Raw genomic sequence first — 10,738 nt, 5'->3', positions numbered from 1 at the left:
AGCACAGCGTCGTCGTCCGGTTCCAGGGTCGAACCGAGGTGGTGCAACTGGGCCAGCCGCTCGGCGTCGCCGTCGGCCGGGCCGGACCCGGGCCCGGTGCCGTTGGGGGTCAGACCGGCAGGTGCCACTGCTGGTTGGCGGCGCCGGAGCAGTCCCAGATCTGCAGCCGGGTGCCGTTGGCGGAGCTGGGGCCGGTGGCGTCCAGGCAGCGGCCGGAGGCCGGGTTGACCAGCGTGGAGCCGGTGCCGGGCTGCCACTTCTGGGCGCCGGTGCCGTTGCAGTCCCAGAGCTGGATCTCGGTGCCGTTGGCGGTGCCGGCGCTGGTCACGTCCAGGCACTTGCCGAGTGCCCGCAGGGAGCCGTCGGTGGCGACGGTCCAGTTCTGGGCGGCGGTGCCGTTGCAGTCGTAGAGCTGGACGGCGGTGCCGTTGGCGGTGGCCGCGGCGGCGACGTCGACGCACTTGCCGCCGTACCCGGTGATCTGTCCGGCCCCCTGCCCGGGTGGGGTGGTGCCGCCGGTGATCCCGTTGAAGGTGCGGGCGAACTGGTAGGCGCTCTGGGGGGTGCCGCTGCACGAGTCCGAGAGGGTTCCGTTGACGGCGCAGGCCTTGTCCCGGCCGAGCGCCCAGAAGGCGAGCAGCTGGATGCCCCTGCTCGCGGCGAAGCCCTCCACGGTGGCGGCGTCGGCGGTGGTGAAGACCTCGTTGGTGGAGTCGTTGACCCCGATCATCGGGGTGTTGCCCTCCATCGCCCACAGCTGCTGGGAGGTCTTGGTGGTCCAGATCTGCCCGAGCTGGGTGTGCAGGGCGGTGGCGGCGTCGGTGGCGGCCTTTCCCATGTCGAGGGTGGGGCCGTAGTCCATCGTCATGATGTTGACCACGCCGACGTTCAGGCCCCGGCTCTTGGCGTTGTTCAGCAGGCTGATCGAATCGGCCCCCAGTCCCGTGGGGTCGACCGGCAGCGTGTAGTGCACGGCGAGGGTCCGGCCGGCCGTTGCGTACTCCTGCTGGAGCTGGGCGAGAGCCTGGTTGCGGCGGTCGTTGGCGGCGGTGTCGCCGAGTGCGCCGCCCTCGATGTCGAGGTCGATCCTGGTCAGGTTGAGGGCGTCGACGACCTTCTTGTACTGGGCCTTCAGGCTGCTCACGGAGGTGCAGGCCTGGCCGAGTTCGGTGCCGGCCGCGCCGCCGAAGGAGGCGATCACATCGCCGCCGGCGGCCCGCAGGCTGTTCACGGCGGAGGTCCAACCGGCGTCCGTGACGGGGGTGTTGCCGTTGAAGGTGGCGTTGCAGCTGCCGTCGCTGATGACGAACGCGAGGGTGAAGTACTTGAGCCCGGTGGCGGACCGGGCACTCGCGAGGGCGCCGGGGGAGCCCCAGGTCTCGACGTAGGGGGCGGCGTACTGCGCGGGGAAGCCCGGGCCGGGGGCGGCGGCCGCGGCGGCGGGCGGTGCGGCGGCGAGCAGGGTGCCGGCGGCGAGGGCGAGCGGGGCGACGGCGGCGGCCAGGCGTGAGCGACGTGGCACGGGAGTCCTCCTGGGGACCATGTGGAGTGCGGGCCATGGGGGGAACGGCCTCTGACGGAGCGTCGGAGGATGGGGCGCACGGGAGGTGGCACCGGAGTCAACTAGCCGCCGGGGGTGCCGTCAAGGGTTACCGTTGGGAACCTTTCCTAACCGATGAGATGTCAATTCTCGAACGATCACTGCCGGATGCCCTGAGCTGAGCCTTCACAGGTTGGCGACAATTGGTTCAGACCAAAGCCTTGACGCTTTGACGTGTCCAGGAGTTGAATCGCACCCCACCCGCCGACCTCTCGGCCACCGAAAGGCGGAGCCGACATGCCCAGGCACCCCCATGCCCACCGTCCCCGCCGCACCGCCGCCGCCCTGCTGGCCGGCGCGCTCGCCGCCACCGGTCTGCTGGCCGGCGCCGGCAGCGCCCGCGCGGCGGGCGAACCCGTCTCGATCTGGCTGACCACCACCGACGACGCCGGCGGACGCCACGTCACCCGCGGCCTGCAGCCGCAGCCGCAGACCGCGTTCACCGCCGGGGCCGGCAGCGGCGGCCAGCAGATCGCGGTCGACGAGTCCACCCGCTACCAGCAGTTCACCGGCGGCGGCGCCTCCTTCACCGACACCGCCGCCTGGCTGCTGAACGGCAGCGGCGCGCTCACCCCGGCCGCCCGGGACGACGCGATGCGCAAGCTGTTCTCGCCCGCCGACGGCATCGGGCTGTCCTTCGTCCGCAACCCGATGGGCTCCTCCGACCTCGCCCGCTACGGCTACACCTACGACGACCTCCCGGCCGGGCAGAGCGATCCAGCGCTGGCCGGCTTCTCCATCGCCCACGACCTCGCCGACGTCCTGCCGCTCACCCGGCAGGCCCGGCAGCTCAATCCGGCGCTCACCGTGATGGCCTCGCCGTGGACCGCGCCCGCCTGGATGAAGGACAGCGGCAGCCTGAACGGCGGCTGGCTCAAGGCCGAGTACTACGACGCCTACGCCCAGTACTTCGTCAGGTACCTCCAGGCGTACCAGGCGCAGGGCGTCCCGGTGAACTACGTGACCGTGCAGAACGAACCCACCTGCTGCGCCGGCTATCCGTCGATGAGCTGGAACGGCTCCGGTCTGCAGTACTTCACCGGCCGGCTGCTGCCCGCGCTGCAGAACGCGGGCCTGCCGGCCAAGGTGCTGGCGCTGGACTGGAACTGGGACCAGTACGGGGCGTACGCCGCCCCGACCGTCGACGACCCGGCGATCCGCAACCACCCCAACTTCGGCGGCATCGCCTGGCACGGCTACGGCGGCGACGTCTCCGCGCAGACCACCGTGCACGACCGGTACCCCGCGACGGACGCCTTCGACACCGAGCACTCCGGCGGCACCTGGAGCGGCGACCAGCAGCGCGAGGACATGCGCAACATCATCGACTACACCCGCAACTGGGGGAAGTCCGTGACCAAGTGGAGCCTGGCCGTCGACCAGGACATGGGCCCGCACTACGGCGGCTGCGGCACCTGCACCGGACTGGTCACGGTGCACGACGGGGACGGGCGCAGCGGCCAGGTGGACTACACGGTCGAGTACTACACGATGGGCCACCTCACCAAGTTCGTGAAGCCGGGCGCGTACCGGATCGCCTCCACCGCGAACTCGGCCGTGCCGAACGTCGCCTGGCTCAACCCGGACGGCTCGAAGGCGCTGGTGGCGTACAACGACAGCGGCTCGGCGCAGACGGTCCGGGTGACCTGGGGCGGGCAGAACTTCTCGTACGGCCTGCCGGCGCGGACCTCCGCGACCTTCACCTGGAGCGGGCGCGGCGGTGGCGGCGGCTCCGGGCAGATCACCGGGCTGGCGGGCAAGTGCCTGGACGTGGCGGCCGGTTCGACGGCCAACGGGACCGCCGTCCAGCTCTACGACTGCAACGGCACCGACGCCCAGCGCTGGAGCCTCGGCACCGACGGCACCGTCCGGGCACTCGGCAAGTGCCTCGACGTGGCGGGCGGTGCGACGGCGGACGGCAGCAAGGTGCAGCTCTACGACTGCAACGGCACCGGCGCGCAGCGCTGGACCTACTCGGCCGCCTCGCACGACCTGGTCAACCCGGCCGCGGGCCGGTGCCTGGACGTGACGGACAACAGTCCGGCCAACGGCGCCCGGGCGCAGATCTGGACCTGCACGGGCGCGGCCAACCAGAAGTGGACGGTGCCGGCGGCCTGACGCGCCGCTCAGCCCAGCTGGAGCAGGGTGCCGTGGCCGGCCGCCAGGGTGCCGGCCAGGACCGCGAGATCGGCGACACCGAGGGCGAGCCCGAGCAGGGCCCGCCCTCGGCGCGTGGTGCCGCGCACCAGGGCCAGCGTGGCGAGCGTGATGGCGATCGGGCCGAGGACCAGGTTGAGCAGGAGCAGGCCCGGCAGGGCGAGCACGAAGGAGGCGACGGCCATCTGGTCGGCCTCGAACCGGGTGCGGGGGAGGTTGTGCGCGGTGGGGTTCACGGCGGGTCTCCTGAGGGCGGGTCGGCTGGGTCGGATCGGCCGGGTCGGATCGGCCGGGTCGGTTCAGTGCCGGCGCAGGCGCGGCAGGTGCTCGCGGGCGCCGAAGAGCAGCAGCCAGGCGGCGATGGCGCCGGCGGCGAGCAGGAAGACCGGCATCGAGGTGTGGACCGCGGCGCCGGCCAGGACGCCGAGCAGGACGAGGGCGAAGAGGAGCATGGCGGCCTCCGGGAGTTTCAGCTGACAACTGTTCGCTGACATTCACCACTCTACGCTTCCCCGAGTCGGCAAACAGTTGTTTACTGAATGATGTGAGTCACAGTGAGAACGGTGTAGGGGTACGGCAGGCCCAGAAGCTGCAGAGCCGGCGCGCCCTGCTCGACGCGGGCCTGCACCTGTTGGAGCAGCAGAACTTGAGCGGCCTCGGCGTCCGCGAGGTGACCCGGGCGGCGGGGATGTCCCCGGCCGGCTTCTACCGGCACTTCAGCGGCATGTCCGAACTCGGCGTCACGCTGGTGGAGGAGTCGCTCGCCAGCCTGCACGGGATGATCCGCGGCGCCTTCGCCGAGCAGCGGGGGCAGCAGGACCCCGAGGCGCTGATCGACAGCGCGGTGGAGGTGGTCGCCGCGCACGTCCGGGAGCACCGGGCGCACGTGCGCTTCCTGGCGCGCGAGCGGCACGGCGGGGTCCGTGAGGTGCGGGAGGCGATCGGCGCCGAGCTGCGCCGGTTCGCCGACGAGGTGGCCGGGGCGCTGGCGGCGCAGCCGGTGTCGCGGGGGTGGTCGGCGGAGGAGGTCCGGATGCTCGCCGAGCTCTACGTCGACCTGCTGGTGACCTCCGCGACGGCCTTCCTGGAGGCCGGTCCGGAGGGTGAGCGGGAGGTCGCGCGCACCGCGCGCACCCGGCTGCGGCTGATCAGCGTCGGGCGGCGGCACTGGCACGAGGGGTGACGGGGCGTCCGGGACCGGGGCGGTCGTGGGGGCCGCGGTATTGACAGGTCGTCATGGCCGCGTCAAATTTTGAGGACCCCCACACCGAGAGGCACTCTCATGAAGAAGCCGCTCATCGGCGCGTCCTGCGCCGCCCTGCTGCTCTCCGGCGCGACCGCGCTGGCCGGCGCGTCCCCCGCCTCGGCCGCCCCCGTCGCCGTCACCTATGCCGGCACGGTGGCGCTCAGCAACTGTTCCGGCTCCCTGGTGCGGCTCCCCAACTCCACCGCCGCGGACCCGGCCCTCGTCCTCTCCAACGGGCACTGCCTCGAGACCGGCTTCCCCGGCCCCGGCCAGGTGCTCGTCAACCGCTCCTCCAGCCGCAGCTTCACCCTGCTCGGCGCCAGTGGCGGCAGCCTCGGCACGGTCCGCGCCAACAAGATCGTCTACGGCACGATGACCGACACCGACATCTCGATCTACCAGCTGACCAGCACCTATGCGAGCATCCAGTCCCGGTACGGGATCAGCCCGCTGACCATCTCGCCCAACCACCCGACCCAGGGTGCGGCGATCAAGGTGGTCTCCGGGTACTGGAAGCGCACCTACTCCTGCAGCATCGACGGCTTCGCCTACCGGCTCAAGGAGGGGGCGTGGACCTGGAAGGACTCGGTCCGCTACACCTCCAGCTGCAACACCATCGGCGGCACCTCCGGCTCGCCCGTCATCGACACCGCCACCGGCCTGGTGACGGCCGTCAACAACACGGGCAACGAGGACGGCGAGCGCTGCACCGACAACAACCCGTGCGAGGTCGACCAGAACGGCAACGTGACGGTCCGCCAGGGCATCAACTACGCCGAGGAGACCTACGGCATCCCGGCCTGCTTCGCCCCCGGCAACCGGCTCGACCTGACCCTCGCGGGCTGCGTGCTGCCCCGGCCGTAGCACCCCGGCCGTAGTGCCCCGGCCCCGACGCTGCGGCCGCGCACCTCCCGGGCCGCCCGTCCCCCTCCGGCGGGCGGCCCGGGGCGCGCCGCCCGGGGCGCCCCCTGTTCGAAGAAGTGAATCAGTGCTTCAATTCTTTCCGTGGCATACCGACGAACACCCGCCGTACAGGCCCGGCTGGACGCACAGCGCGAGGCGGTGCTGCTGGCCGCCGTCGACCTGCTCTCGGAACGCGGCTACGGCGGCTGCTCGATGGCGGCCGTCGCCCACCGGGCGGGCATCGCCACCGGCTCGATGTACCAGCACTTCGCCGGCAAGGCCGAGCTCTCCGTGGAACTCTTCCGGGTCACCGTCGGCCGCGAGCTGGCCGCCGTCACCGAGGCGCTCGCCCGCGAGTCCACCCCGCACCGGCGGATCGCCGCCATCGTGGAGACCTTCGCCGCCCGCGCGCTCAAGGCGCCCCGGCTGGCCTACGCCCTGCTCGCCGAACCGGCCGACGCGATCGTCGACGCCGAGCGGCTGATCTTCCGCCGGGCCTTCCGCGACCTGTTCGCCGCCCAGATCTCCGAGGCCCTCGCCGACGGCCTCCTCCCCGAACAGGACCCCGCGATGACCGCCGCCGCGCTGGTCGGCGCGGTCGGCGAGGCGCTGGTCGGCCCGCTGTGCGCGGGCGGCAGCCACCCCGACGACGTGATCCCCGCCCTGGTCTCCTTCGCCATGCGCGCACTCGGCGACCGCGATCCGGCCCCCGCCCCGACGAACCGAGGAGAAGGCTGATGCCCGCCACCCACGAGGTCACCAACCAGGTGCCCGCCCCGTACGGCCACGACGTCGCCGCCGACCCGACCCTGCTCGCCGCCCTGCACCGGGCCGGCGCCGGCTGGGCCGAGCCCGAGCTGCACGAACTCGGCGTGCTGGCCGGCTCCGAGCAGGCCTGGGAGTGGGGGCGCCTGGCCAACGAGCACCCGCCCGTCCTGCGCACCCACGACCGCTGGGGCCACCGGATCGACGAGGTCGAGTTCCACCCCGCCTGGCACGAACTGATGGGCGTCGCCGTCGGCCACGGCCTGCACGCCGCGCCCTGGCGCGAGGCGCGCCCCGGCGCGCACACCGCCCGGGCCGCCAAGTTCCACGTCTGGAGCCAGGTCGAGGCCGGCCACACCTGTCCGGTCTCGATGACGTACGCGGCCGTCCCCGCGCTGCGGACCACCCCGGCCCTGGCCGAGTGGCTGGAGCCGCTGCTGGCCTCCCGGGAGTACGACTTCGGACTGCGCGAGCCGTCCGCCAAGCGCGGCCTGATCGCCGGCATGTCGATGACCGAGAAGCAGGGCGGATCCGACGTCCGCGCCAACACCACCACCGCCACCCCGCAGCCCGACGGCAGCTACCGCCTGACCGGCCACAAGTGGTTCACCTCCGCCCCGATGTCCGACGTCTTCCTGACGCTGGCCCAGGCGCCCGGCGGCCTCAGCTGCTTCCTGCTGCCGCGGGTGCTGCCCGACGGCAGCCGCAACCGGCTGCTGCTGCAGCGGCTCAAGGACAAGCTGGGCAACAAGTCCAACGCCTCCGCCGAGATCGAGTACGACGGCGCGGTCGGCCTGCTGGTCGGCGAGGAGGGCCGGGGCGTGCCGACCATCATCGAGATGGTCAACATGACCCGGCTCGACTGCACCATCGGCGCCGCCGCCGGGATGCGCTACGGCGCGGTCCGCGCGATCCACCACGCCACCCACCGGCGGGCGTTCGGCGCCGCGCTGGTCGACCAGCCGCTGATGCGCAACGTGCTGGCCGACCTGGTGGTCGAGTCCGAGGCCGCCACCGCGGTCGCCATGCGGCTGGCCGAGTCCACCGACCGGGCGCTGGCCGGCGACGCCGGCGAGGCGCTGGTGCGGCGGCTGGGCCTGGCCGTCGCCAAGTACTGGGTCTGCAAGCGCGGCCCGGCGCACGCCGCCGAGGCGCTGGAGTGCCTGGGCGGGAACGGCTACGTGGAGGAGTCCGGGATGCCCCGGCTCTACCGCGAGGCGCCGCTGGTCTCCATCTGGGAGGGCTCCGGCAACGTCGCCGCCCTGGACGCGCTGCGCGCCATGGCCCGCAGCCCGGAGACCGTCGACGCCTTCCTCGGCGAGCTCGACCTCGCCGCCGGCGCCGACCGCCGCCTCGACGCCGCCACCGCCGCCCTGCGCAAGCAGCTCGGCGACCACGCCGAGCTCGAGTACCGCACCCGCCGCCTGGTGGAGTCCATGGCGCTGGCCTTCCAGGGCTCGCTGCTGATCCGGTACGGCGACCCGGCGGTGGCCGACGCCTTCTGCGCCTCCCGGCTCGGCGGCGACCACGGCGCGGCCTTCGGGACCTTGCCGGTCGGGGCCGACACCGCGGCCGTGCTGGGCCGGGTCCGGCTGTGACGGAGGCGTCCGGGGCCGCCGAGCGGGCCGAGGTCCGGGCGTTCTGGCGGGAGTTGGGCCTGCCCGGTCTGGTCGACGTGCACACGCACTTCATGCCGGACCGGGTGCTGGCCAAGGTGTGGGCGTACTTCGACTCGGCCGGTCCGCTCACCGGCCGGCCCTGGCCGATCGCCTACCGCCAGGACGAGCAGCAACGCGTCGACATCCTGCGGGAGTTCGGGGTCCGGGCGTTCACCGCGATGCTGTACCCGCACAAGCCCGCGATGGCCGCCTGGCTGAACTCCTGGGCCGCGGACTTCGCCGCCCGCACGCCCGACTGCCTGCACACCGCGACCTTCTTCCCGGAGCCGGACGCCCACCGGTACGTGGCGGCGGCCCTCGAGCGCGGTGCCCGGGTGTTCAAGTCGCACATCCAGGTGGGCGGTTACGACCCCAACGACCCGCTGCTGGAGGAGGTCTGGGGCCTGCTGGCGGACAGCGGCACCCCCGTGGTCGTGCACTGCGGCTCCGGGCCGGCGCCCGGCAAGCACACCGGGCCGGGGCCGATCGGCGCGCTGCTGGCCCGCCATCCGCGGCTGCGCCTGATCGTGGCGCACCTCGGGCTGCCGGAGTACACCGACTTCCTCGACCTCGCCGAGCGGTACGACCACGTCCACCTGGACACCACCATGGTGTTCACCGACTTCACCGAGCTGACCGCCCCCTTCCCGCCCGCCGGACTCCCGCGCCTGGCGGCCCTCCGGGACCGGGTCCTGTTCGGTACCGACTTCCCCAACATCCCGTACGGCTATCCGCACGCGCTGCACGGGCTGGCCCGCCTCGGCCTCGGCGACGGGTGGCTGCGGGCGGTCTGCCACCACAACGCCGCCCGGCTGTTCGGGCTCACCCCGCCTGCGCCCGTCCCACCCGCGCTCACCCCACCTGGCTGAGCACGTCCAGCAGGTCCCGGTGCAGGCTCGGCGCGGCCGCCACGAAGCTGTCCGCCCGGGCCGTCCACGGCCGGCCCTGCGCGTCGGTCACCGCGGCGCCCGCCTCCCGGGCGATCAGCGCGCCCGGCAGCAGGTTGGTGGCGTCCGGCCCGTACTCCCAGAACAGGCCCAGGTGGCCGGAGCCGACCTGGGCGACCTGCAGCGAGGTCGGACCGAGGTTGCGGACGGCCAGCACCCGGGGCAGGACCGCGGTCAGCGACTCGCCGGCCCGCCGCCGCGCCACCGGGTCGTGGCCGGCCGTCGGCGGGTGACCGCCCGCCGCGACGGCCACCGCCAGCTCCCGGGTGAGGGGCGCGACCGGACGCCCGCCGAGCCGGGCGCCGCCGCCGTCCACCGCGGTGTAGGTGAGCCGCTGGAGCGGCGCGTGCACCACCGCCAGCACCGGCTCGCCGTCGCGGACCAGGGTCGCGGTGACCGCCCAGTGCGCCAGACCGCTCAGGTACTGCACCGCGCCGTCGGTGGCGTCGCAGCTCCACCACTCGCCGTCGGCCGGCACCGCGTCGTCCAACTCGTCCTCGCACCACCGGGCCCGCGGGTACAGCGCGGTCAGCCGCCCCCGCAGCAGCTCGGCCGCCGGGCCGTCGACGGCGGCGAAGCCGGCCATCGCCTCGGCGACCGTCGCCGCGGGCAGCGGCTGCGGCCGCTGACCGCGCGCCAGGTGCGCGCCCACCTCGTGCACGGCCTCCACCACATCGGCCAGCAGATCCATCCCGGTACTCCCGTTCCTGTGTCGTGATCGTCCGGCCCTCGCCGGCCGGGCGGACAAGAAGTACCGTGGATCCGGCCGCCGGGGACGTACGGCGGTGGGGATCCTGCGGAGATCGGACACCATGGACACAGATTCGGCGGATCCCGCCGGGCTGCTCGATCTGCTGGACCGGCAGCTGGTCTGCGCGCTCCAGGTCGACGGGAGGGCCGGGACCGGCCGGATCGCCGAGGTGCTCGGGGTCTCCGCCCGTACCGTCACCCGACGGCTGTCCCGGCTGACCGGGACCGGCCTGGTCAAGGTGGTGCTGATGCCGGACGCCCACGAGGCGGCGACGGGCGCCGTGCTGCTGCGGGTCCGGGTGCTCAAGGGCAAGGTCCGGACGATCGCGCAGGCGCTGGCGGCCCGCCCGGACGTGCCGTTCGTCGACGTGATGCTCGGCGGCCAGGAGATCGGCGCCGTGGTGCTCGCCGACGGCGGCGCCCGGGACCACCTGCTGAACACCCAACTGCCCGCCACCGGCGCGGTGGTGGAGACGGCGGCACACGCGGTCCTGCACCTGTTCGCGGACGCGGGCCACTGGCGGGCCGGCTGGCTGAGCCCCGAGCAGGAGGCTGCCCTCGCCGCGCCCGCGGCCGACCCCGCACCGGCCGGTACGCCGCCGCCCGGGCCGGACGCGCTGGACCGCCGGCTGCTGGCGGCCCTCGCCATCCCCGACCGGGGCCTGGACCACGGCGCGTACGTGCCGCGGGTGGAGATGTTCCCGGCGGCGGA

11 protein-coding genes are annotated in these 10,738 nt (G+C 73.6%); 7 read left to right on the top strand and 4 right to left on the bottom strand.

Going from position 1 to position 10,738, the window contains the following annotated elements; translation table 11 throughout:
• Window positions 1-109: 109 nt before the first annotated feature.
• Window positions 110-1,522, bottom strand: coding sequence for a ricin-type beta-trefoil lectin domain protein (locus tag AB0D08_RS38975; RefSeq protein WP_359895086.1), 1,413 nt, complete (start codon window positions 1,520-1,522; stop codon window positions 110-112).
• A 315-nt stretch (window positions 1,523-1,837) separates the two neighbouring features.
• On the opposite strand from AB0D08_RS38975, the gene AB0D08_RS38970 reads away from it, so the two are divergent.
• Window positions 1,838-3,718, top strand: a complete 1,881-nt coding sequence (locus AB0D08_RS38970) for a lectin (protein WP_359895085.1) — start codon at window positions 1,838-1,840, stop codon at window positions 3,716-3,718.
• Between the two features lie 8 nt (window positions 3,719-3,726).
• On the opposite strand, the gene AB0D08_RS38965 is transcribed toward AB0D08_RS38970, so the two are convergent.
• Window positions 3,727-3,942 carry a DUF4190 domain-containing protein gene (locus AB0D08_RS38965; protein ID WP_149038169.1) on the bottom strand — a complete coding sequence of 72 codons (216 nt, stop codon included), beginning with the start codon at window positions 3,940-3,942 and terminating at the stop codon, window positions 3,727-3,729.
• A gap of 114 nt (window positions 3,943-4,056) precedes the next feature.
• Window positions 4,057-4,209 (bottom strand): hypothetical protein, encoded by a 153-nt coding sequence (locus AB0D08_RS38960; protein ID WP_359895083.1) that lies wholly within the window; start codon window positions 4,207-4,209, stop codon window positions 4,057-4,059.
• Window positions 4,210-4,301: 92 nt separating this feature from the next.
• Here AB0D08_RS38960 and AB0D08_RS38955 point away from each other — a divergent pair, with 92 nt between their 5' ends.
• The 5 genes from AB0D08_RS38955 (at window position 4,302) to AB0D08_RS38935 (ending at window position 9,198) form a co-directional block, all read left to right on the top strand.
• Window positions 4,302-4,940 carry a TetR family transcriptional regulator gene (locus AB0D08_RS38955; protein WP_033820723.1) on the top strand — a complete coding sequence of 213 codons (639 nt, stop codon included), beginning with the start codon at window positions 4,302-4,304 and terminating at the stop codon, window positions 4,938-4,940.
• A gap of 99 nt (window positions 4,941-5,039) precedes the next feature.
• A complete protein-coding gene (locus AB0D08_RS38950) occupies window positions 5,040-5,867 on the top strand; it encodes a serine protease (protein ID WP_359895080.1) in 828 nt (275 codons plus the stop codon).
• 141 nt (window positions 5,868-6,008) lie between these two features.
• The gene (locus AB0D08_RS38945) at window positions 6,009-6,644 is read left to right on the top strand and encodes a TetR/AcrR family transcriptional regulator (RefSeq protein WP_033820721.1); all 636 of its coding nucleotides are present in this window, start codon (window positions 6,009-6,011) and stop codon (window positions 6,642-6,644) included.
• Complete coding sequence (locus AB0D08_RS38940) at window positions 6,644-8,269, top strand: acyl-CoA dehydrogenase family protein (RefSeq protein WP_359895078.1); 1,626 nt, start codon at window positions 6,644-6,646, stop codon at window positions 8,267-8,269. Before AB0D08_RS38945 ends, AB0D08_RS38940 begins: the two co-directional genes overlap by 1 nt.
• A complete protein-coding gene (locus tag AB0D08_RS38935) occupies window positions 8,266-9,198 on the top strand; it encodes an amidohydrolase family protein (RefSeq protein ID WP_033820719.1) in 933 nt (310 codons plus the stop codon). The genes AB0D08_RS38940 and AB0D08_RS38935 overlap by 4 nt, the downstream gene beginning before the upstream one ends.
• Here AB0D08_RS38935 and AB0D08_RS38930 read toward each other — a convergent pair.
• Entirely contained in the window at window positions 9,182-9,967 is a 786-nt protein-coding gene (locus AB0D08_RS38930; RefSeq protein WP_359895076.1) for an inositol monophosphatase family protein, read from the bottom strand. The genes AB0D08_RS38935 and AB0D08_RS38930 overlap by 17 nt on opposite strands.
• Window positions 9,968-10,088: 121 nt before the next feature.
• On the opposite strand from AB0D08_RS38930, the gene AB0D08_RS38925 reads away from it, so the two are divergent.
• On the top strand, window positions 10,089-10,738 hold a 650-nt coding region (locus tag AB0D08_RS38925), incomplete at its 3' end, for an Lrp/AsnC family transcriptional regulator (protein WP_359895074.1).

The sequence above is a fragment of the Kitasatospora sp. NPDC048540 genome, from assembly GCF_040651175.1.
In the GTDB taxonomy this organism is placed as follows: domain Bacteria; phylum Actinomycetota; class Actinomycetes; order Streptomycetales; family Streptomycetaceae; genus Kitasatospora.
Note: the sequence above shows the minus strand (reverse complement) of the source record. Positions and strands in the feature narration are given on the sequence as shown.

Excerpts from the sequence above, each read along its gene's own strand:
- AB0D08_RS38970 (WP_359895085.1), top strand. The coding sequence starts at position 1,838 with ATGCCCAGGCACCCCCATGCCCACCGTCCCCGCCGCACCGCCGCCGCC.
- AB0D08_RS38965 (WP_149038169.1), bottom strand. The coding sequence starts at position 3,942 with ATGGCCGTCGCCTCCTTCGTGCTCGCCCTGCCGGGCCTGCTCCTGCTC.
- AB0D08_RS38960 (WP_359895083.1), bottom strand. The coding sequence starts at position 4,209 with ATGCTCCTCTTCGCCCTCGTCCTGCTCGGCGTCCTGGCCGGCGCCGCG.
- AB0D08_RS38950 (WP_359895080.1), top strand. The coding sequence starts at position 5,040 with ATGAAGAAGCCGCTCATCGGCGCGTCCTGCGCCGCCCTGCTGCTCTCC.
- AB0D08_RS38940 (WP_359895078.1), top strand. The coding sequence starts at position 6,644 with ATGCCCGCCACCCACGAGGTCACCAACCAGGTGCCCGCCCCGTACGGC.
- AB0D08_RS38930 (WP_359895076.1), bottom strand. The coding sequence starts at position 9,967 with ATGGATCTGCTGGCCGATGTGGTGGAGGCCGTGCACGAGGTGGGCGCG.